Origin of the sequence: Streptomyces sp. NPDC091280, assembly GCF_044768565.1 — a bacterium.
GTDB lineage: Bacteria > Actinomycetota > Actinomycetes > Streptomycetales > Streptomycetaceae > Streptomyces.
Genome location: NZ_JBIVUZ010000008.1, coordinates 167,646 through 193,172 on the forward strand (window position 1 = coordinate 167,646; position 25,527 = coordinate 193,172).

General features: G+C 71.6%; 23 protein-coding genes. 14 read left to right on the forward strand and 9 right to left on the reverse strand.

Going from position 1 to position 25,527, the window contains the following annotated elements; all coding sequences use genetic code 11:
* Window positions 1-6: 6 nt before the first annotated feature.
* The 3 genes from ACIQPR_RS24550 to ACIQPR_RS24560 all read right to left on the reverse strand — a co-directional run bounded on the left by ACIQPR_RS24550 (window position 7) and on the right by ACIQPR_RS24560 (window position 2,776).
* Entirely contained in the window at window positions 7-765 is a 759-nt protein-coding gene (locus ACIQPR_RS24550) for an SDR family NAD(P)-dependent oxidoreductase (protein ID WP_403651812.1), read from the reverse strand.
* Window positions 766-860: 95 nt separating this feature from the next.
* On the reverse strand, window positions 861-1,625 hold the full coding sequence (locus tag ACIQPR_RS24555; RefSeq protein ID WP_403651815.1) for an SDR family NAD(P)-dependent oxidoreductase: 765 nt from the start codon (window positions 1,623-1,625) through the stop codon (window positions 861-863).
* A 26-nt stretch (window positions 1,626-1,651) separates the two neighbouring features.
* Window positions 1,652-2,776: an acyl-CoA dehydrogenase family protein gene (locus ACIQPR_RS24560; RefSeq protein ID WP_403651818.1), complete on the reverse strand. Its 1,125-nt coding sequence runs from the start codon at window positions 2,774-2,776 to the stop codon at window positions 1,652-1,654.
* 131 nt (window positions 2,777-2,907) lie between these two features.
* On the opposite strand from ACIQPR_RS24560, the gene ACIQPR_RS24565 reads away from it, so the two are divergent.
* Entirely contained in the window at window positions 2,908-4,080 is a 1,173-nt protein-coding gene (locus ACIQPR_RS24565) for a thiolase family protein (RefSeq protein ID WP_403651821.1), read from the forward strand.
* A gap of 15 nt (window positions 4,081-4,095) precedes the next feature.
* Here ACIQPR_RS24565 and ACIQPR_RS24570 read toward each other — a convergent pair whose 3' ends face one another.
* A complete protein-coding gene (locus ACIQPR_RS24570; RefSeq protein ID WP_403651824.1) occupies window positions 4,096-5,574 on the reverse strand; it encodes an aldehyde dehydrogenase family protein in 1,479 nt (492 codons plus the stop codon).
* 188 nt (window positions 5,575-5,762) lie between these two features.
* On the opposite strand from ACIQPR_RS24570, the gene ACIQPR_RS24575 reads away from it, so the two are divergent.
* Window positions 5,763-7,022, forward strand: a complete 1,260-nt coding sequence (locus ACIQPR_RS24575; protein ID WP_403651827.1) for an amidohydrolase family protein — start codon at window positions 5,763-5,765, stop codon at window positions 7,020-7,022.
* A 77-nt stretch (window positions 7,023-7,099) separates the two neighbouring features.
* Here ACIQPR_RS24575 and ACIQPR_RS24580 read toward each other — a convergent pair whose 3' ends face one another.
* Window positions 7,100-8,104: an LLM class flavin-dependent oxidoreductase gene (locus ACIQPR_RS24580; protein ID WP_403651830.1), complete on the reverse strand. Its 1,005-nt coding sequence runs from the start codon at window positions 8,102-8,104 to the stop codon at window positions 7,100-7,102.
* Window positions 8,105-8,167: 63 nt separating this feature from the next.
* Window positions 8,168-8,941 (reverse strand): enoyl-CoA hydratase/isomerase family protein, encoded by a 774-nt coding sequence (locus ACIQPR_RS24585; protein WP_403651833.1) that lies wholly within the window; start codon window positions 8,939-8,941, stop codon window positions 8,168-8,170.
* 156 nt (window positions 8,942-9,097) lie between these two features.
* On the opposite strand from ACIQPR_RS24585, the gene ACIQPR_RS24590 reads away from it, so the two are divergent.
* From ACIQPR_RS24590 to ACIQPR_RS24600, 3 genes are read left to right on the forward strand one after another with little or no spacing between them, the layout of a single operon-like run.
* Window positions 9,098-9,406: a hypothetical protein gene (locus ACIQPR_RS24590; RefSeq protein WP_403651836.1), complete on the forward strand. Its 309-nt coding sequence runs from the start codon at window positions 9,098-9,100 to the stop codon at window positions 9,404-9,406.
* 18 nt (window positions 9,407-9,424) lie between these two features.
* On the forward strand, window positions 9,425-10,939 hold the full coding sequence (locus tag ACIQPR_RS24595; protein ID WP_403651838.1) for a class I adenylate-forming enzyme family protein: 1,515 nt from the start codon (window positions 9,425-9,427) through the stop codon (window positions 10,937-10,939).
* The gene (locus ACIQPR_RS24600; protein WP_403651841.1) at window positions 10,936-11,964 is read left to right on the forward strand and encodes a phosphotransferase family protein; all 1,029 of its coding nucleotides are present in this window, start codon (window positions 10,936-10,938) and stop codon (window positions 11,962-11,964) included. Before ACIQPR_RS24595 ends, ACIQPR_RS24600 begins: the two co-directional genes overlap by 4 nt.
* Here ACIQPR_RS24600 and ACIQPR_RS24605 read toward each other — a convergent pair.
* Together ACIQPR_RS24605 and ACIQPR_RS24610 are read right to left on the reverse strand one after the other, a co-directional pair.
* Window positions 11,961-12,740: an SDR family NAD(P)-dependent oxidoreductase gene (locus tag ACIQPR_RS24605; protein ID WP_403651843.1), complete on the reverse strand. Its 780-nt coding sequence runs from the start codon at window positions 12,738-12,740 to the stop codon at window positions 11,961-11,963. The genes ACIQPR_RS24600 and ACIQPR_RS24605 overlap by 4 nt on opposite strands.
* Complete coding sequence (locus tag ACIQPR_RS24610; protein WP_403651845.1) at window positions 12,737-14,056, reverse strand: acyl-CoA dehydrogenase family protein; 1,320 nt, start codon at window positions 14,054-14,056, stop codon at window positions 12,737-12,739. Before ACIQPR_RS24610 ends, ACIQPR_RS24605 begins: the two co-directional genes overlap by 4 nt.
* Window positions 14,057-14,169: 113 nt before the next feature.
* Here ACIQPR_RS24610 and ACIQPR_RS24615 point away from each other — a divergent pair, with 113 nt between their 5' ends.
* From ACIQPR_RS24615 to ACIQPR_RS24655, 9 genes are read left to right on the forward strand one after another with little or no spacing between them, the layout of a single operon-like run.
* Window positions 14,170-15,402: a CaiB/BaiF CoA transferase family protein gene (locus tag ACIQPR_RS24615; protein ID WP_403651848.1), complete on the forward strand. Its 1,233-nt coding sequence runs from the start codon at window positions 14,170-14,172 to the stop codon at window positions 15,400-15,402.
* A gap of 40 nt (window positions 15,403-15,442) precedes the next feature.
* On the forward strand, window positions 15,443-16,642 hold the full coding sequence (locus ACIQPR_RS24620; RefSeq protein WP_403651850.1) for a cytochrome P450: 1,200 nt from the start codon (window positions 15,443-15,445) through the stop codon (window positions 16,640-16,642).
* Window positions 16,643-16,650: 8 nt separating this feature from the next.
* Window positions 16,651-17,127: a VOC family protein gene (locus tag ACIQPR_RS24625; protein WP_403651853.1), complete on the forward strand. Its 477-nt coding sequence runs from the start codon at window positions 16,651-16,653 to the stop codon at window positions 17,125-17,127.
* Entirely contained in the window at window positions 17,124-18,248 is a 1,125-nt protein-coding gene (locus ACIQPR_RS24630; protein ID WP_403651856.1) for an acyl-CoA dehydrogenase family protein, read from the forward strand. Before ACIQPR_RS24625 ends, ACIQPR_RS24630 begins: the two co-directional genes overlap by 4 nt.
* A gap of 29 nt (window positions 18,249-18,277) precedes the next feature.
* Entirely contained in the window at window positions 18,278-19,822 is a 1,545-nt protein-coding gene (locus ACIQPR_RS24635; protein ID WP_403651859.1) for a class I adenylate-forming enzyme family protein, read from the forward strand.
* Window positions 19,819-21,069 carry a MaoC family dehydratase N-terminal domain-containing protein gene (locus ACIQPR_RS24640; protein WP_403651862.1) on the forward strand — a complete coding sequence of 417 codons (1,251 nt, stop codon included), beginning with the start codon at window positions 19,819-19,821 and terminating at the stop codon, window positions 21,067-21,069. Before ACIQPR_RS24635 ends, ACIQPR_RS24640 begins: the two co-directional genes overlap by 4 nt.
* 33 nt (window positions 21,070-21,102) lie before the next feature.
* Entirely contained in the window at window positions 21,103-21,867 is a 765-nt protein-coding gene (locus ACIQPR_RS24645; RefSeq protein ID WP_403651865.1) for a crotonase/enoyl-CoA hydratase family protein, read from the forward strand.
* A gap of 60 nt (window positions 21,868-21,927) precedes the next feature.
* Window positions 21,928-23,076, forward strand: a complete 1,149-nt coding sequence (locus ACIQPR_RS24650; RefSeq protein WP_403651867.1) for a CaiB/BaiF CoA transferase family protein — start codon at window positions 21,928-21,930, stop codon at window positions 23,074-23,076.
* Window positions 23,077-23,093: 17 nt separating this feature from the next.
* Window positions 23,094-24,239, forward strand: coding sequence for a thiolase family protein (locus tag ACIQPR_RS24655; protein ID WP_403651870.1), 1,146 nt, complete (start codon window positions 23,094-23,096; stop codon window positions 24,237-24,239).
* 33 nt (window positions 24,240-24,272) lie between these two features.
* On the opposite strand, the gene ACIQPR_RS24660 is transcribed toward ACIQPR_RS24655, so the two are convergent.
* The gene (locus tag ACIQPR_RS24660; RefSeq protein ID WP_403651872.1) at window positions 24,273-25,514 is read right to left on the reverse strand and encodes a cytochrome P450; all 1,242 of its coding nucleotides are present in this window, start codon (window positions 25,512-25,514) and stop codon (window positions 24,273-24,275) included.
* Window positions 25,515-25,527 lie beyond the last annotated feature (13 nt).

The following is a 25,527-nucleotide window of genomic DNA, read 5'->3' on the forward strand; positions in this document are numbered from 1 at the left end:
GTCACCCTAGATCGACAGCGCGAACCCGCCCGTCACCCGCAGCGTCTCACCCGTGACGAACGACGCCTTCGACGAGACCAGATACAGCAGCGCCTCGACGATGTCCCGCTCCTCGCCGTTGCGTTGGAGAATCTGCTCGCCCAACACCCGCTTCGCCTCGGCCTCGGAGAGCTGGGCGCGCACGGTGTCCGTGAGGATCAGCCCCGGCGCTATCGCGTTCACGCGGATCCCGTCGTCGGCGAACTCCCGCGCGAAGGACACCGTCAGACCGCGCACGGCGAGCTTGGACACGCCGTAGACACTTCGGTTGGCGTAGGCGGCCGACGAGGAGATGTTGACGATGCTGGCACCGGCCCTGCCCTGCATCGCCCGGCGCGCGGCGAGGGAGCAGATGACGACGCCCATGACGTTCACGTCGAGCACGCGTCGCACCTTGGCGAGGCCCAGTTCGGTGAACGGCCGGTTGTAGGCGGCGTGCAGGCCCGCGTTGTTGACCAGGATGTCGAGGCCGCCGTGGCGTGCGACGACCTCGTCCAGCGCCGCCTCGACCGCGACCTCGTCGGCCACGTCGCACTCCACGCCCGTCACGCTGCCGCCGGCGGCGGCCAGTTCGGCCGCGGCGGACCGCGCGGCGGCGCCGTCGACGTCCGCGAGCACGACATGCGCACCCCGCGCGGACAGCGCGGCGCCGAACGCCTTGCCGAACCCGCGCCCGCCCCCGGTGATGAACGCGACCTTGCCCTGGTGTTCCTCAAGCCCCGGCATACGTCTGCTCCTGTCGTCGTCCTGGTCCGAATGGCCGTACCGCGCCTGCCACTTGGGCTGCATCGGCGCCGCTCAAGCTGCTCGGGTTACTCGGGTTACTTGGGTGCGAAGCGCTGCCCCGCGTCGAGCCGCAGGCACTGGCCGTTGAGCATCGGGTTGTCGACGATGGCGAGCGCGAGCTTCGCGTACTCCTCCGGCCGGCCGAGGCGCTTGGGGAACGCCGCGTCCTCGACCAGGGACGCGCGCACCTCGTCCGGGATCTTCTCGACGGCACCCGTGTCGAACAGGCTGGGCGCGATGGCCAGCACCCGGATGCCGAACGGGCCGAGGTCGCGCGCCATGGTGAGGCACATACCGGCGATCGCGGCCTTCGACGCCCCGTACGCGACCTGCCCGATCTGCCCCTCGAAGGCCGCGATCGACGAGGTGTTGACGATGACACCGCGCTCGCCGTCCGGTTCTTCGGGCTCGTTGCGGCTCATGTGCGCGGCGGCGAGCCGGCTGATGTTGAAGGTCGCGACGGCGTTGAGGTCGAGGACGGCGCGGAACGTGTCGAGGTCGTGCGGACCGCTGCGGCCGAGAGTCCGTTTCGCCTTGCCGCCGCCGGCGGTCGTGATCGAGACGTGCAGCCCGCCCAGCGCCTCCACGGCGGCGGCGAGCGCGCTCTCCGTCGCCTCGAAGTCGGTGACGTCGACCGGCTCGAAGCGTCCGCCCAGCGCGGCGGCGACCTCGGCACCGGCCGACGCGGGACGGTCGAGTACGACGACCTCGGCACCGCGTGCCGCGAGCAGCTCGGCGCTCGCCCGGCCCATGCCGGAGGCCCCGCCGAACACCACGGCCTTCTTGCCCTTGATCTCCATCGCTTTCGATTCCCTTTCGCTTGCGCTCAGACCGGCGCGGCGGACCGCTGGAGCAGCGTGCAGAGCCGGTCGCGGTGGACGGCGGTGTCCCCGTACAGCACCCGGTCGGCCCTGGCCCGGCGCAGATGGAGGTGGAGGTCGTGCTCCCAGGTGAAGCCGATCCCGCCGTGCAACTGGAGGGCCCGCGCGGCGACTTCACCGCTGCCGGCCGTGGCGTAGGAGGCGGCGGCGCAGGCCGCCCGCGCGGTGTCGTCGGCCCCGGCGTCGGCGGCCATCGCCGCGTAGTACGTCGCGGCCCGGGTGGCGTGCACGAAGAGCGCCATGTCCGCGCAGGCGTGCTTCACGGCCTGGAAGCTTCCGATGGGCCGCCCGAACTGCACCCGGTTCTTGGTGTGTTCGACGGTCAGCTCCAGCATCCGTTCCATCACGCCCAGCACGTCGGCGCACCGCAGGACCGACGCCTCGTCGTGCAGCACCTGGATGTCGTCCGGCCCGCCATTGAGCCGGGTGTACGGCGGTACGCGTACGGCGTCGAGGCGGACCTCGTGGAAGGCGCGCGTCGGATCCAGGACCCGCTGCCGCCGGACGGTGACACCGGGAGCCGCGCGGTCGACGAGGAAGGACGCCGGCGCACCGTCGTGGAGCGCGGTGACGAGCAGCCAGCGGGCACCGCCGGCGTCCTGCACCAGGGTCTTGACGCCGTCGAGGACGACCTCGGTCCCGTCCGTGCGCGCGGTGGCGTGGATCCCGTCCAGCGTCCAGGGCGCGTGCGGTTCGGCGAAGGCCCAGGTCGCCCAGCTCTCCCCGGCGGCGAGCGCGGGCAGCACCTCGGCCCGCAGCCGCTCGGCACCGCCCCGGTCGACGGCCCGGCCGACCAGTGCGGTCGGCAGGAAGGGGCCCCGGCCCAGTGCGCGTCCGATCTCCTCGGCGACCAGGGCGAGTTCGACCAGTCCCTGACCCGACCCGCCGTACTCCTCGGGCAGCGCCAGACCGGGCCAGCCGAGGTCGGCCGTCAGCCGCCACAGTTCGGGGTCGACGTCCTCGGAGCGGTCCATCGAGGCTCGTACGACGGTCAGGGGGGCCCGGTCGGACAGCAGGTCGCGGGAGGCCTCGCGGAGCATGGCCTGCTCCTCGCTGAGCTCGAAGTTCACCAGCCACCACCCGGTCCGCAGCGGATCAATACCTTCAAGAAGGTATCCTCTTTTGCGCCGCTGGTCGAGATCAAGTGCCGTTTCAGGGGCATCCTTTCCCGCCCAACGCCTAGTTGAGTATCATCAATTCCATGACTGATGCCGTTCTGCTCGCCGCCTGCCGCACCGCGATCGGTACCGCCCGCAAGGGAACGCTGCGGGACACCAGCGCCTTCGACCTCGCCACCGTCGTCGTACGCGAGGCCGTACGGCGCTCGGGGCTGCCGCTCGACCTGATCGACGACGTCGTCCTCGGGGAGACCCTGGCGGGCGGCGGGGACATCGCCCGGTACGCGGCACTCGAAGCGGGGCTCACGCATGTGCCGGGGCTCGCCCACAACCGGCACTGCGCGTCGGGGCTGGCCAGTGTGGCGACCGCCGCCGCGGGCGTGCTCGCCGGCATGGACCGCGCGGTCGTCGCCGGCGGCACCCAGTCCTCGTCCACCAACCCGCAGGCCCGGCGCCGGATTCCGGGCACCGACGACTGGCAGGACCCCTGGATGTCGCCCTCGCACGCGCCGACCCGCGAGGCGCCCAACGACGACATGGCCACGCTCGTGGGGTGGAACACCGCCCGGCTGACCGGCATCTCCCGCCAGGACATGGACAGTTGGGCGCTGCGCTCGCACCGGCGGGCCGTCCGGGCGATCGACGAGGGGCGGTTCGCCGACGAGATCGTCCCCGTCGAGGTCACCGACCGCAGCGGTGGCGTCCGCGTCTTCGACACCGACGAACACCCGCGCCGCGACACCAGCATCGAGCGGCTCGCGGCACTGAAGGTGCTGCGCCCCGAGATCGAGGGCTACTCCATCACCGCGGGCAACTCCAGCGGGGTGAACGACGCTTCGGCCGCGGTCGTCGTGGCCTCCGCCGAGGTCGCCGCCCGTCATGGGCTGACCCCGCTCGCCACCGTACGGTCGTGGGCGAGCGTCGGCGTCGATCCCGTCGAGACCGGACTGGCCCCGGTCGCCGCCATCCGCAAGGCACTCGACCGGGCCGGGCTGCGGATCCAGGACGTCGATCTGTTCGAGGTGAACGAGGCCTTCGCCGCGGTCGCCGTCGCCGCCACCCGCCAACTGGGCCTGGACCCCGAGCGGGTGAACCCCTTCGGCAGCGGATGCAGCCTCGGCCACCCGATCGCGGCCACCGGCACCCGCATGATCGTCACCCTCGCGCACGAGCTGCGCCGCCGTGGGGGAGGCACGGCGGTCGCGGCCATGTGCGCGGGCGGTGGCATGGGATCGGCCATGGTGCTCACCGCCTGACGCGCTGGGCACCCGTCAGCGGGCCGCCCAGCTCACGGTCTTCGTCTGGAGGTACTCGTCGAGCCCGAACTCGCCCCATTCCCGGCCGAGTCCACTCTGCTTGTAGCCGCCGAACGCGGCGCGCGGGCTCACCCCGGCGCTGCCGCCGTTGATCGTGACGCCGCCGGTCCGCAGCCGGGCCGCCAGCTCGTACGCGGTCACGGTGTCGGCGCTCCACACGGCGCCGCCCAGACCGTAGGGACTGTCGTTGGCGATGCGCACCGCCTCGTCGTCGGTGCGGAACGGGATGACCACGCCGACCGGCCCGAAGAACTCCGTCCGGGCGACGGTCATCGCGTTGTCCACGGCGGCGAAGAGCGTCGGCTCCACGAAGTAGCCCCGGTCGAGCCCGGCCGGCCGCTTGCCGCCGCACACGATCCGGGCGCCCTCCTCCTCGCCGACCCGGATCAGCTTCTCCACCTTGTCCCGCTGGGCCGCGCTGATGAGTGGCCCCATCGTGGTGGCCGCGTCGGCGGGGTCACCCACCTTGACCCCGGCGAGGGCGGCACGCAGCCGGTCGACGAACTCGTCGTGCACGGACTCGTGCACGAGGGTGCGCGTCAGCAGCGAACACCCCTGCCCGGCATGGGTGGTCATGCCGGAGAACGCGGCGCGGACGGCGCCGTCGAGGTCGCCGTCGGCGCGCACGACACTGGCGGACTTGCCGCCGAGTTCCAGCACGACCTTCTTCATGGAGGCCGCGGCCTGGGCGTACACCGCGCGGCCCACCGTGTCCGACCCGGTGAAGCTGACGAGGTCCACCATCGGGTGCGTGGTCAGCTCGCGGCCGGCCTCCACATCGCCGGTCACGATGTTCAGCACCCCCGGCGGCAGCCCGGCCGCGTCCGCGAAGTCGCCGAGCAGCAGGGAGTCGAGCGGGGTCTGGGGCGCCGGCTTCAGGACGACGGTGCAGCCCGCCGCGAGAGCGGGGATCACCTTCATCATGCTGAGGAAGAAGGGGAAGTTGTACGCCGAGATCAGCGCGCACACCCCGAACGCCTCGCGGCGCAGCACCCCTTGGAAGACACCGGCGCCCGGCGCGATCGTCGGATCCATCGGCCGCTCCCACGCGAACGCCGGGATCACCCGCTCGGCCATGTCCCGCAGATGCGCCACCGGCACCCGGGTCTGCAAGGTCTCCGCGAGCCCGCGCACCGAACCCGCCTCGGCCATGTTCACGGCGACCAGCTCCGGCAGCCGCCGCTCCAGCTCCTCCGCCAGGCGCAGCAGCACGGCACCCCGCTCGGCGGGCCGCAGCCGTGGCCAGGGCCCCTCGTCGAAGGCCCGCCGCGCCGCCTCCACCGCCCGCCGCACATCCCCGGGCGAGGAGTCCGGAACCTCGGCGACCGTCTCCTCCGTCGCCGGATTGCGTACGACGATCCGCGCGTCCGAGGTGCCGTCGGTGTGCCGTCCGTCGATGTAGAGCCGCGAAGAGAACGAGTACGTCGTCGTCATGAGCCGTCTCCTCATCAAGTGTGTCCCGTGTTGAGTGTACTGAATTAGGGAGGGCGGGGCAGGAGTGTGCCAGTTTTATTGACTCGACCGGTCGGTACAGCTAACTTCGCAGATATCTGGGGGTCGGCCTGATGGCTACGAACGACGGAGTTCGAAAAGAGGTACCGCCTGTGTTCAAGGAATTTGTCGTGTCCGGCGACTCACACATCATCGAGCCGGTCGATCTGTTCAAGACCCGCCTGCCCAAGGAGCTGCGTGAACGCGCGCTGTGGGAGGAGGAGTTCACCCTCGACGAGCCGATCGTCCCGGGTGGCCACACGGAGTTCAAGAAGCTCCACACGATCGGGTTCGACGGCTGGACGATCTCCAAGTACCGCCAGACCGGCGGGGAGACCCCGGACGGCGATCCGGACCACATCATCCGGGACATGAACTTCGACGGCGTGGACGCCTCGGTGATGTTCCCCAACCTCTCGCTCTTCGTCCTGTTCACCGACGACCACGAGCTGTCGATGGCCCACGCGCGCGTGTGGAACGACTACCTCGTCGAGCGGTACCTCCCCTACAAGGACCGGCTGCGCCCCACCGCCGCGATCCCGATCACGGACGTCCCCGCCGCCGTGGCCGAGATCGAGCGCTGCGCGGGCCTCGGCCTGGGCGCGATCCTGCTGCCGGAGATCCCGCCGCTGCCGTACTACGCCCGGGAGTACGACCCGATCTGGGCCGCCGCCCAGGCGCACGGGATGCCGGTGTTCATCCACGTCGCCACCGGCGGGGTGAAGGTCAAGGAGGAGATCTCCGGGACGGCGCGGACCGTCCGGGGTCTGATGACCGCCATGAACATGGGTAAGGGCAACCTGACCGACGACATGGTGGCGGGCCGGACCATGGGCTTCGCGGCCGGCGCCGGGGTGGCGGGCCCGCAGGGCATCATCGCCAGCCTGGTCGGCGGCGGGGTGTGCGAGCGCTTCCCGGACCTGCACTTCAACCTGATCGAGTACACGGCCGGCTGGCTGGTCTCCTTCATGGGGTACATGGACAAGGCGTGGAAGACGGGCACCGGCCAGGACCCCGACTGGTGGCTCGGCTTCTGGGACGACAGCCGTCCGCCGAACGAGCAGCCTTCCATGGGGCGGCTGTTCGCGATCAACGACAAGTGGCCCTACCCGCTCAAGCCCACCGAGTACGTCCGCCGGCAGATCCACGTGCAGTTCGCCGACGACCCCACGGCCGTCAAGGCCCGGCACATCACCGGCCTGTCCACGGTCATGTGGGGCAACGACTACCCGCACGCGGAGGGCACCTTCCGCAGCAGCGCGGAGTGCATCGCGGAGAACTTCGAGGGCGTGAACGACGAGGACCGCGCGGCCATCCTGGGCGGCACCCTCGCCGATGTCGTGCACTTCGACAAGAGCCGCAAGCTCGCTCCGGTCACCGAGAGCGCCTGACCGGCGGAACGGCGTTTCAGGGCACTGGGACGCGATGGCAGCGGCGGGCGGTCCGAGGGTGCCGCCCGCCGCTTCTCTCATGGCGTGGGCAGCTCGCCGACCAGGGCGAGCGAGGCACGGGCGTAGGCCGCCCGGCGCCGCCGGCCCACCAGGAAGCTGGGCGGGGCGAAATAGCCCACGTCACGGGGGAGCGCACCGGCGCGAGCGGCCAGCATGCCCTTCGCGTCGGCGGTCGTCCCGCACACGGCGATGGCGCTCAGCATCTCGTCGGTGACGGCGGCGGCCATCGCGTCCGTGTCACCGGCCCGGAACGCCTTGCGCAGCTGGTCCACCGGGCCCTCCCAGCCGTGGTGGGCGACGAACGGGTCGTACGTCTTCACCGTGAGGTAGAAGGCGATCATGCGGCGGGCGTCGGCCACGGCGCGCTCCGGGGCCAGGTCGTCCACCGCCGTGATGATCCAGCCGTGCTCCAGCGGCGGTCCGACGCGTCCGGCGCCGGCGGTACCGCGCTCGACGGACGGCCGTACGACGTCGTCCCACCAGGAGCGGGTGAACAGCCCGTGCCCGATGACGCCGTCGGCGACCCGGCCCGCGGTGGCGGCCATCCGGGTGTTGAAGGCGGCGAGCAGCACGGGGATGTCGAGCCGGCCGAGCACGGGCGCGCGCACATCGGCGTCGAGCGAGTAGAACTCTCCGGAGTAGTGGACCTTCTCGCCGTTCTCCGCGTGCAGCCACGCGCGGACGGCGCCGACGGTCTCCGCGATCCGGTCCACCGGACGGTCGGCGGGTACGTCGAGCCAGTCGCGGTTGATCCGGAACGCGGCGCTGCCGAGGCCGAGGAAGAGCCGCCCCGGAGCCTGGGCGTGCAGCTGGCGCAGCGCGGTCGCGTGGGCGTAGGGGGTGCGGGCGAAGGCGTAGGCGATGGCGGGTCCCGCCAGGGCGCGTTCGGAGTTCGCGACGATCTCGGCGAGGGTGAGGTAGGCGTCGTGGTCGACGAACTCCCCGGCGCAGAAGGCGCCCGCGCCGGCTTCCTCCGCCTCGTGCGCCACTTCACGGCCCGGCCAGGGCATGCCGAATCGCATCAGAGCCAGCCCTTCATGGAACCTCGTAAAAAAGGATACTGTTTTATGGAGCGTAGGGGAGTGTCAGCGCAGTGTCCACCGTCCCCGGGGCACCGCGGCGCGGTCCACCTCCGCCTTCCCGACCGGGTTTCCGATCTGCGTGTACGACAGACCGGTACGCAGCGCCTGTGTGCGGGTCGAGTCCAGGGACTCCCAGATCGCGCGGACCGTGCCCTGGATCGCGGCCGGCGGTTTGGCGGCGATGACGCGTGCGATCTCGTCCGCCCGGTCCCAGAGTTCCCCGTCCGGGAGCACCTCGCTGACCAGGCCGATCTGAAGTGCGCGCGCCGCCGAGACCCGCTCATCCAGGCCGAGCAGGGCGATGCGCAGGGTCTCGCCGAGCGGGATGCGGCGGGCCAGCCCGATCGGTTCGAGGGCGGCGGTGAGTCCGTAGCTGACGTGCGGGTCGAAGAAGGTCGCGTCCTGCGAGCAGATCAGGATGTCGGCCTCGTTGAGCCAGTAGAAGGCGCCGCCCGCGGCCATCCCGTGCACCGCGCAGACCAGCGGTTTCCACACCTGGTTCAGCTTCGGCGACAGGAACTCCCCGGGGTCGGTCTGCGACCAGACGTTCGGGTGCCGGTCGATGCCCTCCTTGACGTCCATGCCGGTGCTGAACGCGCGCTCGCCCGAACCGCGCAGCACGACGACGCGCACGTCGTCGTCGGTCTTCACCCGCTGCCAGATGAGCGCGAACTCCTCCAGCATCTCCTGGTTGAAGCTGTTCATGGCCTGCGGTCGGTTCAGGGTGAGGGTGGCGACATGGTCGGTCACCTCGAACAGCACGGTCTTGAGGTCCATCCGGCGACTCCGCTCGTCGACTCGGTTCGTGATCCCGGGTTGATGATCCCGGCTCATGATCTCGGTTCGTCATCTCGACGTGATCGAGGTAAGTAGTATACTTTTTTCTGGTCTTCGGGCGCCCGGAACGGAACGAGATCCGCGGAGGAACCTGCGATGAGGCCACGAGTGGGACAGATGCTCGGCAGTACGGTGGACACGACGGCGGTGATCGTCGTACGCAGTCCCGACCATGATCTGGACATCACCTGCGGCGGTGCCGCGATGGCCGAGGGGCCCGCGACCGGGACCCCCGCCGGCGTCGCGGACCCCGACCCGGCGGGCGGTTCACTCCTCGGCAAGCGGTACGCCGACGAGGAACTCGGCCTCGAACTCCTCTGCACGAAACCGGGACCGGGCACCCTCGCGGTGAACGGGGTCCCGCTGCCGGTGAAGACCGCGAAGCCGCTCCCGGCCTCGGACTGACAAGGAGCAAGCGCGCCGATGAACGTGTCGATGATCCTGGACATGGCCGCCGAGGGCTTCGGCGACCGGATCGTGATCGGCCGCGCACAGGACGGGCTCACCCCCGTGCGGCTGCGCGAACTGGCCCTCGGCGGAGCCCGGACGATCCGCGCGGCCGACGCCGACGCGCTCGTGTACCTGGCCACGAACGGCCCCGCCTTCGCCGTCGCGCAGTTCGCCGCGGCCCACGCCGGGGTCCCGCTGGTCCCGGTCAACTACCGCCTGGGCGACCAGCAGTTGGACGCCCTGCTCGCGAACCACCCGCACGCCCTGGTGATCGCCGCCGCCGACCAGGACGCGGCCCCGCGCCGGGCCGGACTGCCGGTCCGCAGCCCCGCCGAGTGGCTCGTGGAGGCCGCCGCCCACGCGGACGGCGACACCGAACCGGCCCCGCCGACCGACGCCCCCGCCGTCCTGATCTACACCAGTGGAACCACCTCGGCCCCCAAGGGCGTGGTCCTGCGCCACCACAACCTGGTGTCGTACGTGCTCGGCACCGTGGAGTTCGCCGCGGCGGACCCCGCCGAATCGGCCCTGATGAGCGTGCCGCCGTACCACATCGCCGCCGTCTCGAACGTGCTGACGAACCTCTACGCCGGCCGGCGCACCCTCACCCTCGACCAGTTCACCCCGGAGGGCTGGCTCGGCCTCGTCCGGGAGCAGGCGGTCACCCACGCGATGGTCGTGCCGACCATGCTCGCCCGGATCATGGACACGACCGGCCTGGACCGATCAGTGCCCTCAATGCGCTCGCTCGCCTACGGCGGTGCCAGGATGCCGGTGCGCGTGATCGAGACGGCGCTGCGCACCTGGCCGCAGGTCGACTTCGTCAACGCCTACGGCCTGACCGAGACCTCGTCCACCATCTCGGTGCTCGGCCCGGCCGAACACCGGGCCGCGGTCGCGAGCGACGACCCCGTCGTACGGGCCCGGCTCGGCTCGGCCGGACTCCCGGTGCCGGGCATCGAGATCGAGGTGCGCGAGGTGACCGGGGAACCCCTCGGCGCGGGCGGGACCGGCCAGATCTGGGTGCGCGGCGAACAGGTCTCGGGGGAGTACGCCGGTCAGGGCTCCGCCGTCGACGAGCGCGGCTTCTTCCACACCCGCGACCGGGGCCGCCTCGACGCCGACGGCTACCTCCACATCGAGGGCAGGACCGACGACACGATCATCCGCGGCGCGGAGAACATCGCCCCCGCCGAGATCGAGGACGTCCTGCTGCGCCACCCGGACGTGCTCGACGCCGTCGTCGTCGGCATCCCCGACGAGGAGTGGGGCCAGCGCATCGAGGCCGTGGTCGTACCCCGCGACGGCGCCGAGGTCGACGCCGGAGCACTGCGCGCGGCCGTGCGCGGCACCCTGCGCGGCTCCAAGACCCCCGAGCGCATCACCTACTGGACCGAACTCCCGCGCACGGTGACCGGCAAACTGGTGCGCCGCGACATCGTGGCGGCACTCACCGCACCCGAGCACGGGACCAAGGGGCAGTCATGAGCGTCGTAGCCACCAACAGCCCTGCCCTGCTGCGGGAGTTGACGGTCCGCACGGCCGCCGCGGTCGGCGGCTGGACGCCCGGCGCCGGCGTCGACGCCGTCGAGCCGCTCACTGGCGGCACGTCGAGCCTCACGTACGTGGCCACCCTGTCGGGTGTTCCGGCCGGCCACGAACGTGTCGTCCTCAAGCTGGCCCCGCCCGGCCTGCCCCCGGTCCGCAACCGGGACGTGCTGCGCCAGGCGCGCCTCATGGCGGCCCTGGCCGGACAGCCGGGGGTACGGGTGCCGAAGGTGCTGTTCTCCGACGCGGGCTCGCCGCCGGACGTCCAGCCCTTCGTGGCCATGGAGCTGGTGCCGGGGGAGTGCGTCGAACCGGTGCTGATGCCGCGCGGCACACTCACGGCGGGGGAGGTGCGCTCCCGGGCCCTGGACGCGGCCCGGATGCTGGCCGACCTGCACCGCGTGGACCCGGGGCGGACGGCGCTCGCGGCGGAACCGGCCGTGTCGCTCGCCGCCGAGATCGACCGCTGGACCCGGGCGTTCACCACCGTCTCCGAGGACCTGAGCGCCGGGTACGAGGCGGTCGCGGCCCGGCTGCACGCCACCGCCCCCGCCCCGATGACACCGGTGTTCACCCACGGCGACTACCGGCTCGGCAACACGCTGTGCGCGGGCGGCTCGGTCACGGCGATCATCGACTGGGAGATCTGGTCGCTGGGCGATCCCCGCGTCGACATGACCTGGCTGACCTTCTTCACCGACGAGGCCCGCCACCCGGCCGCCGCGTCGGACGAGCCCACCGGCATGCCCGGGAAGGCCGAGCTCGTCGACGTCTACCAGGAGTCGCGCGGTGAGGCGCTGCGGGACCTGGCGTGGTTCGAGGCGCTCACCAAGTACAAGGAGTCCGCCGCGACCGCGCTGCTGATCAAACGCGGCCGGAAGTCCGGGCAGTTGAACGGCATGCACCAGCGCATGCTGCCCGCACTGCCCGTACTCCTGGACGAGGCACGGGAGTTGCTCGGCTAGTACAGTCCGCCGTCCACCCGGATCAGCGCCCCCGTCGTATAACTCGACGCGTCGCTCGCGAGATACAGCGCGGTACTGACGATCTCCTCCGGCTGCCCCGGACGTCCGGCCGCGCTGCGTGTCGTCTGCCGCTTCTCCGGTGCCCAGGCCTTGGAGATGTCCGTGAGGAACGGCCCGGCCGAGATCGTGTTGACCCGGACGTCCGGGCCGTACTCCAGCGCGAAGACCGTCGTGAGCGCGTTGAGCGCGGCCTTGGCACCCGCGTAGGGGCCGAAGCGGGGCTGTGGCATCAGCGCGCCGGACGAGGAGACGTTGATGATGGAGCCCCCGTGGCCCGACTCGGCCATCCGCTGCCCCACCAGCGAGGCCAGCCGGAACGGGCCCTTGAAGTTGACGCCGATCACTTTGTCGAAGAGCTCTTCGCTGGTGTCGGCCGAGGAGGGGGCCAGCGGCGACATGCCGGCGTTGTTGACCAGCACGTCGACACGGCCGAACTCCTCGTAGGCCGCGTCCGTGAGGCGTGCCAGGTCGTCCCAGTGGCCGACGTGGGCGGCGACCGGCAGGGCGCGCCGGCCCAGGTCGCGCACCTCGTCCGCCACCGCCTCGCACGCGGCGAGCTTGCGGCTGGCGACGACGACGTCCGCGCCCGCGGTCGCGAAGGCGCGGACCATCGCCAGCCCGAGTCCGCGACTGCCGCCGGTGACGAGCGCGACCTTGCCGGACAGGTCGAACAGGTCCGCCGGAGCGAGGGACTTGGTGTCGCGGGTGCCGCTCATGCCTGCACCCGGCCGGTGAGGCTGTCGTCCTCGACGATGTGGGCGTACCGCTTGCGGGCGGCCTCCAGCCTGGGCGGGATGTGCTCGCTGGGGAACAGCCCGTCGGCCGGACGCCGGTTCCTGAGCAGCTGCTTGGCGATCGTGGTGCGGTGCACCTCGGTGGGGCCGTCGGCGAGCGCGAGGTTCGGGGCGGCCATCCACCATTTGGCGAGCGGGAGTTCGTTGGTGGTGCCGAGCGAACCGTGCAGATGCAGGGCGCGTTGGATCACGTCGTGCAGCACCTTGGCCGTCTGCACCTTGCACATCGCGATCTGGGTGCGGGCCGCGCCGTGCGGCTGGGTGTCGATGATCCAGGCCGTGTGCAGCACCAGCAGCCGGAACTGCTGCAACTCCACCCAGGAGTCGGCGATGAACTGCTGCACGGCCTGCTTCTCGGCGAGAAGAGTGCCCTGAGTGCGGCGGGACAGCGCGCGCTCGCACATCATGTCGAAGGCGCGCGTGCACTTGCCGACCGTGCGCATCGCGTGATGCACCCGGCCCCCGCCGAGCCGCGCCTGGGCGACCTTGAAGCCCTCGCCGGGGCCGCCGAGCATGGCGTCGAGCGGGACCCGCACCTGGTCGTAGCGGATGTAGGCGTGGATGCCCTCGTCGAGGGCGTCGCGTTCGTCCATGGTGCCGACGTTGCGCTTGATCTCGATGCCGGGGGTCTCGGCCGGGACGATGAACATCGACATCCGGGCGTGCGGCGGCGCCTGCGGGTCGGTGACGGCCATGACGATGAGGAAGGCCGCGTACCGGGCGTTGGAGGAGAACCACTTCTCCCCGTCGATCACCCACTCGTCGCCCTCGCGCCTGGCCCGGCACACGAACTCCTTCGGGTCGGCCCCGGCCTGCGGTTCCGTCATCGAGAAGGTGGAGACGATGTCCCCGTCGAGCAGCGGCTGGAGATAGCGCGCCTTCTGCTCCTCGGTGCCGAACATGGCGAGGATCTCCGCGTTGCCGGTGTCCGGCGCGGCGGTGCCGAACACGGTCGGCGCCCAGTAGGAGCGGCCGAGGATCTCGTTGAGGTAGGCGAGCTTCACCTGTCCGTAGCCCGCGCCGCCGAGCTCCGCGCCGAGGTGGCAGGCCCACAGCCCCTGGGCGCGGACCTGGTCCTGGAGCGGCTTGAGGATCGCGCGGGCCTTCTCGTTGCGCGTGTCGTACGGGTCGCCGCCGTGCGGGAACAGCAGGTCGAGGGGTTCGACCTCGTCCCGTACGAAGGCCGCCGCCCAGTCCAACTTGGCCTGGAATTCGGGTTCGATCGAGAAGTCCAGCATCGGCCCTCCGGAAGGTGCTCGTTGGTCGGCGACAGCAAAACAGTATACTTTTTAGCGAGGTTCGGTCCATACTCGGAGGGTGTGACGGCACATTGAGTATGAGGAGTTGGTCGATGCGCAGGCCGATGGAGGGCGTACGCGTTCTCGAAGTAGCCCAGTTCACCTTCGTCCCGGCGGCGGGCGCCGTACTCGCCGACTGGGGCGCCGATGTGATCAAGATCGAACACGCCGAACGCGGCGACGGACAGCGCGGGCTGGTCCGGGTCCTCGGCTACGACGCCACCAGTGAGGGGACGTCGTTCTTCCCGATCGTGGAAGGACCCAACCGGGGCAAACGCAGCGTCGGTCTGGCCCTGGAGAAGCCCTCGGCCCGCAAGGCCTTCGAGGAACTGGTCCGCCGCAGCGATGTGTTCCTGACCAACTTCCTGCCCGAGGCGCGCGCGAAGCTGCACATCGACGTCGAGGACATCCGGGCCGTCAACCCGGACATCATCTATGTGCGCGGCAGCGGTTTCGGCCAGCGCGGCGCCGAGGCCACGAAGGGCGGCTACGACTCCACTGCCTTCTGGGCACGCGGCGGCAGCGCGGCCGGTGTCACACCGCCGGACGCGGACCGGATGATCCGGATGCCCGCCGGGGCCTACGGCGACTCGATGGGCGGCATGACGATCGCCGGCGGCATCGCCGCCGCCCTCTACTCCCGCGCGACGACCGGCGAACCGTCCGTGGTGGACGTGTCGCTGCTGGGCGTCGGCGCCTGGGCCACGCAGTTCACGGTCAACATGGCGCTGATGAACGGCGGCCCGCTGCCGCCGAACGCCCAGCCCCGGCACGGCTCGCGCACCAACCCCCTCATCGGGGCGTACCTGACCTCTGACGGACGCTGGCTCGAACTGTCGATGCTCCAACCCGGCCGCTACTGGGCCGAGTTCTGCAAGCTCGCCGGACGCGGTGAACTCGGCACCGACGAACGCTTCGACAGCACCGAGAAGTTGATGGCCAACGCGGCCCAGGCGGCCGACATCGTCGCCGAACTCATCGCCTCCCGCCCCCTGGCGGAGTGGATCGAGATCCTCTCCCGCGGCGAGGGCCAGTGGTCGGTGGTGCAGAACGCCTGGGAGGTCGGCCAGGACCCCTCCCTGCGCGCCAACGGACTCATCGCCCCGGTCGTGGACGCGGACGGCGTCGACCGCGAACTCGTCGCCAACCCCGTCCAGTTCGACGAGACACCCGTCGACATCACCCGCGCACCGCAGTTCGCGGAGCACACCGACGAGGTCCTGCGCTCACTCGGCCTCTCCGACGAGGAGCTGATCGCGCTGAAGATCGACGGCGCGGCCACGTGAGAGCCGCGGGCCCCCCGCACACCGTACGAAAGGAGCCGTGATGAGCGCGACCCTCGAACCCGACGGGACCCACCAGGGCGTCCCCGCCTACCACTTCGACAACCGGCTCGGCGGCCCGGTCCTCAGCCATCAGGAACGCTGGGACGAGATCGCCCGCACCCACTCCGGTTTCCGCAGCACCGTCGCGCGCGGATACTGGGTCGTCACCGAGGGCGAGGCCGTCCAGCAGGCGCTTCAGGACTGGCGGACCTTCTCCAACCAGTCCGTGACGGCGCTCGACCCGGACCCCAGGTTCCTGTGGATCCCGGAGATGCTCGACCCGCCCCAACACACCGCGTGGCGGCGCCTGTTGGGCAGCGCCTTCTCGCCCAAGACCGTCGCCGCCCGCGAACCGGAGATCCGCCAGGTCGCCTCCGCCCTGATCGACGAGCTGAAGGACAGCGGCTCCGCCGACGTCCTGGACTCCTTCGCCCGCCGCTTCCCGACCCTGATCTTCATGCGCCTGATGGGCCTGCCCGAGCAGGACCTCCCGCAGTTCCTCGACTGGATCCACGACCTGCTGCATCTCTCGCACGGCGAGGACCCGCACGGCGAACGGCAGTTGAGCGCCATGAACGCCGTGTCGGAGTACTTCGAGCAGCAGATCGCGCTCCGCCGCGAAGCCCCCCGCGACGACCTGCTGTCCCGGGCCATGACCTGGACGATCGACGACGAGCCGATCAACGACCGGGACATGCACGCGTTCTGCATCCTGCTGTTCCAGGCCGGCTTCGACACCGTGCCCATCTCCATAGGCTGGGCCCTCTACCACTTCGCCACCCACCCGGAACAGCGCAGGGCGATCGTCGACGACCCGTCGCTGATTCCCACGGCGGTCGAGGAGATCCTCCGCGTCTACTCGTTCGTCGTGCCCGCCCGCAAGGCGACCCGGGACGTCGAGATCGGCGGCTGCCCGGTCGGCGCCGGGGAGATGGTGATGCTTCCGCTCGCGGTCAGCAACCGCGACCCCGAGCGCTTCGACCGCCCCCTCGAAGTCGACCTCCGGCGCAGGACCACCAACCACATCGCGTTCGGCTCGGGACCGCACCGCTGCCTCGGCTCCCACCTCGCCCGCCTCGAACTCACCGTCGCCGTCGAGGAATGGCACCGGCGCATCCCCGACTACGGGATCACCCCCGGCCAGGACCTCGAACAGCACGGCAACATGTACGGCATCAAACAGCTGCGGCTGGAGTGGTGAGCGACGCCATGACGACGCCCCTGCTCAGTGCGAAGGACCTGTACCACACGGGAATCGTGGTGCCCGACATCGAGGAGTGGAAGACCCGGCTGACCCGGCTCGCCGGTCACCACTGGACCGAGACGATGGCCGCGGACCTGCCGGTTCGCACGGCGGACGGCGAGCGCGTACTCCCGCTGCGCTACGCGTACTCGCTGGAGGCCCCGCACCTCGAACTCGTCCAGGAGATACCGGGAACACCCTGGACACCGGCCCCGCAGCTGTCCGTCCACCACCTCGGCTACTTCTGCGACGACCTGCGGGCGACCTCCGCGCGCCTGGAGGCGGCGGGCTTCCCGCTGGAGGCCTGCGCGCTGGTCGACGGCACCCCGGCCCTCTTCGCCTACCACCGCAACCCGTACGGCCTGCGCATCGAGGTCGTGGACCGCACCCTCATCCCGGACTTCGACACCTATCTCCGCACCAAGGCACCGCAGTGGACATGACGTTCACCGAGGAACAGGAGGAACTCCGCAGCACGCTACGGCGCTTCCTCGCCGAGAAGGCGCCGAGCGCGGCCGTGCGCGCCGCGATGGACTCCGCCGAAGGCCACGATCCCGGGCTCTGGCGCCGGATGGCCGACCAACTCGGCCTGCACGGGATCGCCCTGCCCGAACGGTACGGCGGATCCGGCGGCGGGCCGGTCGAGTTGGGGATCGTCCTGGAGGAGACCGGACGGGTCCTGCTGCCCTCGCCGTACTTCGCGACCGTGGCCCTGGCCGGCCAGGCCCTCACGGCCTCCGTCGACGAGACGGCGAAGGAGCGCTGGCTGCCGGCCATCGCCGCCGGAACCCTGCGGGCCACCCTCGCGCTCGCGGAGGAACGCGGCTCCTGGCGGCTGGAGGACATCGAGACCTTCGCCGAGAACGGCACGCTCCGCGGCACGAAGATGTTCGTCGTCGACGGCCACACCGCCGACCTGATCCTCGTCGTGGCCCGCACCGGCGAGGGCCTCGGGCTCTTCGCCGTCGACGGTGACGCGCCCGGAGTGACCCGCTCCCGGCTGGAGACCCTCGACCCGACCCGGCGGCTGGCCCGCCTCGACCTCGACGGCGCGCCCGCCCGGCGGATCGGCCCGGCCGAGGACGCCTCGCCGTATCTGCGCACCGTGCTCGACCTCGTGGCGGTGGCGCTCGCCGCCGAACAGGTCGGCGGAGCACAGGCATGCCTCGACGCGGCCGTGGCGTACGCGAAGCAACGCCTGCAGTTCGGGCGTCCTATCGGCTCGTTCCAGGCCGTCAAGCACAAGTGCGCCGATCTGCTGGTCGACGTGGAGGGCGCCCGGTCGGCGGCCTACCACGCGAGCGCCGTCGCCGCCGCCGAACCGCCGCCGACCGGTGCGGAGCCGGTGTCCGCCGAACTGCCGGTGTCCGCCGCCCTGGCCGCCGTCTGCGCCGGGCAGGCCTTCACCCGGGCGGCCAAGGAGAACATCCAGATCCACGGCGGCATCGGCTACACGTGGGAGCACGACGCCCACCTCTACCTCAAGCGCGCCAAGTCGTCGGAGCAGTTGTTCGGGGCCCCGGCGGCGCACCGGAGCCGACTGGCCGACCTGGTCGGAATCTGAGACCGACGTCCCGTCGAAAGGTTCATCACGTGGGAATCCGCGACCGGCTGTCCCGCCTGCTGGCGGAGGCGCCCGAGGCCGCCGAGGCGATCGAGTACGACCGGAACTGGTGGACCTGGGGACAGGTCCAGCGGACCGCGCGCGGGCTCGGCGACGCGCTCGACGCGCTGGGGCTGCCTGCCGGCGCCCGCGTCGGAGTCGTCCTGGAGAACCGGCCCGAGCATGTCGCCGTGGTCGTCGCGGTGATCGCCTCCGGCCGCTGCCTGGTCATGCTCAGCCCGCTCCAGCCCGCCGCCCGGCTCGCCGCCGACATCGGCCGCTGCACCCCGCCCGTCGTGGTGTCCGGGGCCGAAGTCCTGGCCCGCGAGGGGGTGTTGGACACGGTGACCGCGCACGGCGCGGCCCTCGAACTAGACACCGACGGGTCGCTGCGACCCGCGGGCGGCACGGCACCCGACGCGGCACCGACGAGTCCGGGCATCGCCGTGGAGATGCTCACCTCCGGCACCACCGGCCCCCCGAAACGCGTCCACCTGCGCATCGGCCAACTCGACCAGGCCCTCGTCTCCGGCGGCCAGACCCGCAAGGACGACCGGCTCCTGTCGGACTCGGCGTCCCTCGTGGCCACCCCGCTCGTGCACATCGGCGGCCTGTGGCGGGCCCTGGCCTGCCTCGCCACCGGCCGCCGCATGCTGCTGATGCCGAGGTTCGCCGTCGAGCCCTGGGTGAGCGCCGTCGAACGCCACCGGCTGCGCGCGGCCAGCCTGGTCCCGGCCGCGATCCGCGCCGTCCTCGACGCACGGGTGCCCCGGGAGCGCCTCGCCACCCTCCAGGTCGTCACCTCCGGCACGGCCCCCTGCCCGCCGGAACTCGCCGACGCCTTCTTCCGCACCTACGGCATCCCCGTCCTGATGACCTACGGCGCGACGGAGTTCGCCGGCGCGGTCGCGGGCTGGAGCCTCCCCCTGCACGAGCGCTGGTGGCAGCGGAAGGCGGGCAGTGCAGGACGCGCCCTCGCGGGCGTCGAGTTGCGGGTGACCGGCGAGGACGGCACCGAGGTCCCGCCCGGCCGGACCGGCCGGCTGGAGGTCCGCACCGAGCAGAGCACCCACGGCGGCCGGACCTGGACCAGGACCAGCGATCTGGCCCGGATCGACGCCGACCGGTTCGTGTGGATCGAGGGCCGGGCCGACGACGCCATCATCCGCGGCGGCTTCAAGGTGCAGCCCGAGACCGTCCAACGCGTCCTGGAGACCCACCCGGCCGTACGCGAGGCCGCCGTCGCCGGACTGCCCGATCCACGGCTCGGCGAAGTCCCGGTCGCGGCCGTCGAGTCGGAGCCCGGACGGCCCGTACCGGACGCGGCGGAACTCACCGCCCTGTGCCGCACCCAGCTCACCCCCTACGAGGTGCCGGCCCACATCCTCGTCCTCGACGCGCTGCCCCGCACCCCGTCCAGCAAGGTCAGCCGCGTCGAACTGCTCGACCTGGTCAGGGCCCGGCTCGCCGGGCCCACCGAGGCGTACGTACCCGGCGCGGCAACCGCCGTGTCCAGCAAGGAGGCCGACCGATGAGCGACACCGAGCAGCAGCCGGCCGAGCGGTTCGGCGTCCTCACGGACGAGGCGGTCGAACGCTCCCGGCGGCGCCTGGGCGTCCCCCAGCCGCAGCACAACCCGCCGCACAACTACGAGGTGACGTGGGACGGTTCACGCCACTTCGCCTACGGCTACGGCGACGCCAACCCCCTGTACTGCGACCCGGAGTACGCGGCGAAGACCCGCTGGGGCTCGCTCGTCGCACCGCCGACCTTCCTCTACACGATGGGGGAGGACGCGGCCCCGAAGCCCGACCCGGAGACCAAGGCGCTGCTCAAGGGCGACCCCTTCGCCGGCCTCGGCTCCTACCAGGCGGTCATGGAGTTCGAGTGGTGGCGGCCCCTCCAACTGGGCGACCGCTGCCGGGTGTTGCAGACCCAGGTCGGCGTCGAACTCAAGCGCAGCAGCTTCGGCGGACGTACCGCACACGTGGTCCGCGACTACTTCTACGCCAACGGACGCGGCGAGCTGCACGCCCTGCGGCGCGGCACCTGGATCAACGCCGAGCGGCACACGTCCAAGAAGCGGGCCAAGGAAGCCCTCGAACAACAGCCGTACCCACCGGCCCGACTGGCGGAGATCGACGCCGCGTACGCCGCCGAGACCAGACGCGGCGCCGAACCCCGCTACTGGGAGGACGTCGAGGTCGGCGAGGCCCTGCAACCCCGCGTGAAGGGCCCGTTGACCACGACGGACGTGGTCGTCTGGCACCTCGGCTGGGGCATGCAGCTCACCCCGCCCGGCGCCTTCGGCATCGCGGCGGCCGTACGGCGCAAGGCCCCCGGCCTCTACCCGCCCAACCGCCTGGGCGTCCCCGACACCGTGCAGCGCCTGCACTGGGAGCCGGAGCGGGCCCGTGAACTCGGCCTCCCCAACCCCTACGACTACGGCGGTATGCGCGAGACCTGGCTCTGCCATCTCCTCACCGACTGGATCGGCGACGACGGCTGGCTGTGGCAACTGCGCTGCGAGCACCGCAAGTTCAACTACCTCGGCGACACCACCTGGGTGCACGGCACGGTCGTCGACAAACGGTGGGTGGACGGGCGCGGCGAGGTGCACATCGACGTCCGCTGCGAGAACCAGCGCGGCGAGGTCACCACGCCCGGCCGGGCGGTCGTGCTGCTGCCGACCAGGGAGCGGGCCGTCGAACTGCCCACGCCGCCCGCCCAGGACCTGGACGGCATGGTCGCCCACGAACTTGAGCGGTTCGCCGTCAGGTGAACGGCCATCGAGCACGAGAACTCAGGAGGCAAGGTGTCGGACGAGGTACTGGTGGAGCGCCGGGGCGCGGTCCAGGTCATCACGATCAACCGTCCCAAGGTCAAGAACGCGCTGGACGCCGGGGTGGCCGCCGGGATCGCCGCCGCGGTGGACGAGCTGGACGAGACGGACGAGCTGCGGGCCGGCGTCCTCACGGGAGCGGGCGGCACGTTCTCGGCGGGCATGGACCTCAAGGCGTGGCTGCGCGGTGAGAGCCCCGCGATCGAGGGCCGCGGCCTGTGCGGGATCACCATCACCCCGCCGCGCAAACCGCTGGTCGCGGCGGTCGAGGGCTGGGCACTGGCCGGCGGCTTCGAACTGCTGCTCGCCTGCGACCTCGTCGTGGCCTCCCGAACGGCGCGGGTCGGCGTACCGGAGGTGAAGCGGTCGCTGGTCGCCCGCGCCGGTGCGGCCCTGCGGCTGCCCGGGCGGGTGCCGTACGCCATCGCGCTGGAGCTGCTGCTGACCGGCGAGCCCATCACCGCCGAACGCGCGGCCGAGGTCGGACTCGTCAACCGCCTCACCGACGAAGGCGGTGCGCTCGACGGCGCGCTGGAACTCGCCGCGACCATCGCGGCGAACGGCCCGCTCGCCGTCGCCGCCACCAAGCAGATCGCGCAGTCCGCCGCCGACTGGACGCTGGCGGAGGGCTGGATCCGGCAGGCCGAGATCGCCGCCCCGGTGTTCTCGTCCGAGGACGCCCGGGAAGGGGCCGCGGCCTTCGCCGAGAAACGGCCGCCGGTGTGGAAGGGACGCTGAGCGCGTCGTAGGACAGGTGTCGGGATCCGATCCCCGACGCAGGCTGCCAGGGAGGGTGTTGTGAGCACAGGACCGCTGTCGGGCTGTCGTGTGGTCGAGCTGGGCGGTATCGGGCCGGGCCCGTTCGCCGGGATGCTGCTCGCCGATCTCGGTGCGGAGGTCGTGCGGGTCGACCGGCCCGAGCGGGCGGCCGAGCCCGACGCGGGCGGACCCGCGGACGTCCTCAACCGGGGGAAGCGGTCGGTCGCGCTCGACCTCAAACACCCGGCGGGACCCGCCACCCTCCTCCAACTCGCCGCGCGGGCAGACGTGTTGATCGAGGGATTCCGCCCCGGCGTCACCGAGCGCCTGGGCGTCGGACCCCACGAGTGCCTGGCCCGCAACCCCCGCCTGGTGTACGGCAGGATGACCGGCTGGGGCCAGACCGGCCCCCTCGCCGCGACCGCCGGACACGACCTCACCTACATCGCCCTCACCGGCGCGCTCGGCGCGATCGGCGACGCGGCCGGCCCGCCGCAGATACCGCTCAACCTCGTCGGCGACTTCGGGGGTGGCGGCTGCTACCTCGTGATCGGCGTGCTCGCCGCCCTGCACGCCGTGGGGCGCACGGGAGCCGGCCAGGTCGTCGACGCGGCCATCGTCGACGGGACGGCCCATCTCCTCGCGAGCACCTTCGGCAAGCTCGGGCGCGGGGCATGGACCGACGAACGCGGAATCAACCAACTCGACGGCGGCTGGCCCTTCTACGCCGTCTACGCGACCAAGGGCGGCGGCCATGTGGCGGTCGGCGCCCTCGAAGCCAAGTTCTACCGGCGCCTGATCGAGCTGCTGAAGCTCGACGTCGATCCCGGACGTCAGCACGACCGGTCGACCTGGCCGGAGTTGCGGCGCCGACTGGCCGAGCGCTTCGCCGAGCACACCCGTGACGAATGGGCCGCCCTGTTCGAGGGCACCGACGCCTGTGTCGCCCCCGTCCTCGGTCTCACCGAGGCGGCGGCACACCCCCAACTGGCCGCGCGCGGCAGCCTGTTCACCCGGGAGGGCGTGGTCCAGCCCGCCGCCGCCCCGCGCTTCTCGGCCACACCGTCGAGCCCCGGCTCCGCCGCACCACCCGTGGGTGCCGACACCCGCGCCGTCTTCCGGGACTGGGAGATCGCCGATGCCGACGCACTCGTCGACAGCGGCGCCGCCGTCCAGTTCCCCCACTGACCGAGAGGACCCCTGTCATGCCCGAGGCCGTCATCGTCGACGCCGTACGGACCCCCATCGGCAAGCGCAACGGCTCCCTGGCCGCCGTGCACGCGGCCGACCTGTCGGCGCACGTGCTCACCGCGCTGGTGCGGCGCACCGGCATCGACCCCGGCACCGTGGACGACGTGATGTGGGGCTGCGTCACCCAGATCGGCGACCAGTCGAGCAACATCGCCCGCTTCGCGGCACTGGCCGCCGGCTGGCCCGAGCATGTGCCCGGGGTGACCATCAACCGCGCCTGCGGCTCCAGCCAGCAGGCCGTCGACTCCGCCGCGCACGCCGTCATGGCCGGGCAGTACGACCTGGTGGTGGCCGGGGGAGTGGAGACCATGACCAGGGTCCCGCTCGGCTCGCACCGGACCACCGGCCAGCCGTACGGCCCCGCCGTCCTCGCCCGCTACGACGGGTTCCAGTTCAGCCAGGGCATCGGCGCCGAACTCATCTCCGAACGCTGGGGGTTCAGCCGTACCCGGCTCGACGAGTTCGCCTCCGAGTCGCACGCCAAGGCCGCCGCGGCGATCGACTCCGGGATCTTCGACGACCACATCGTGCCCATCGATGTCGACGGCACCAAGTTCACCGTCGACGAGGGCCTGCGGCGCGGCACTTCGGTCGAGACCCTCGCCAAGCTCAAGCCGTCGTTCAAGGACGACGGGGTGATCCACGCCGGGAACTCCTCCCAGATCTCCGACGGCGCCGCCGCGCTCCTCATCACCACCCCGGAACGGGCAAGGGAGTTGGGACTCAGGCCGATCGCGCGCTACCACTCGGGCGCGGTCAGCGGAGCCGACCCGATCATGATGCTGACCGGCCCGATCCCGGCGACCGAGAAGGTGCTGCGCCGGTCCGGTCTCGCCATCGGGGACATCGGGGCGTTCGAGGTCAACGAGGCCTTCGCCCCCGTGCCGTTGGCGTGGCTGGCCGAGACCGGCGCCGACCCCGAGCGGCTCAACCCGCTCGGCGGAGCCATCGCCGTCGGCCATCCGCTCGGCGGCTCCGGAGCCATCCTGATGACCCGGCTGCTCGCCCGGATGCGGCAACGCAACCTGCGCTACGGCCTCCAGACCATGTGCGAGGGGGGCGGCACGGCCAACGCCACGATCGTCGAACTGCTGTCGTGACCCGCCGGACGCCCCCGCTCCGCTAGGACCGGCTCACCAGGCGACCGGCAACTCGTAGATGCCGTAAGCCTGGGAGTCCTCCTTGAACTTCAACTGCGCGAAGTCGACGGCGAGTCGGAGCGTCGGCACCCGGCGGAACAGGGTGCTGAAGACGACGTGGAGTTCGATGCGGGCGAGCTGCTGGCCCACGCACTGGTGCGGGCCCCAGCCGAACGCGTGGTGGTGCGCGGCGGGGCGGGTCAGGTCGAGCTTCTCGGGGTCGGGGAAGGCCTGCGGGTCCCAGTTGGCGGCCGGCAGCGAGGCGATGACACCCTCGCCTGCGCGAATGATCTCCCCGTCGATCTCGATGTCCTCGACGACGGCCCGGCGCGCCAGCAGATGCGGGATGGTGAGGTAGCGGAGCAGTTCCTCGACCGTGCTCGTCACGTACTTCGCGTCGTCCGAGTGCGCGCGCAGCTCCGCGAGCTGCTCGGGGTTCTGGAGCAGCAGCGCGGTGCCCAGCGTGATCATGTTGGCGCTGGTGTCGTGCCCCGCGACGAGCAGGATGTGGCCGAGCGGCGCGGCCTCCTCCATCGACAGCTCGCCGGCCTTGATACGCGCGCCGAGGTCCGAGAGGACGTCCTCGCCGGGGTTGTCGATCTTGCCCTCGATGAGCCCGGCGATATAGCGGCGCACGGTGGCGGTGCTCTCCGCCGCCTGCTCCGGGGTCTTGAAGCGCGCGTTGGTGACGCCCGCGTGCTCCTGGAAGAAGTCGTGGTCCTCGTACGGCACGCCGAGCAGCGCGCAGATCATCAGCGACGGCAGCGGGAGCGACAGCGCCTCGTTCAGCTCGGTCGGGTTGGGACCCGCCAGCATCTTGTCGATGAGGTCGTCGGTGATCCGCTGGATCTCCGGGCGGATCTTCTCCATCCGGTGCCGGGTGAACGAACTCGTCAGCATCCGTCGCCACCGCGTGTGCTCGGCTCCGTCGGTGTTGTTGATCGACGGCTGGATATGCGCCGCGTGCGCCTTCATCGCCTCGGTCGTGTGCGGATATCCGGGCGCCCCGATGTTCGCGCTCAGCCGGGGATCGGTCAGCAGTTGCCGCTGGGCCGCGTGGGTGGTGACGACCCACGGGGTCGTACCGTCCCAGGTCCTGGCCCGCACCAGCGCCTTGCCCGAATCGTGCAGCTTCAGCAGCCCCGGCGGCGGTGCGAACGGGCACTCGCCCGATCGGGGCGACGGGTACTCCGGCAGCTCCTCGGAGACGTCGGTTCCGGCCACGCTCTCGGTCATGGGTGTGTCGTCC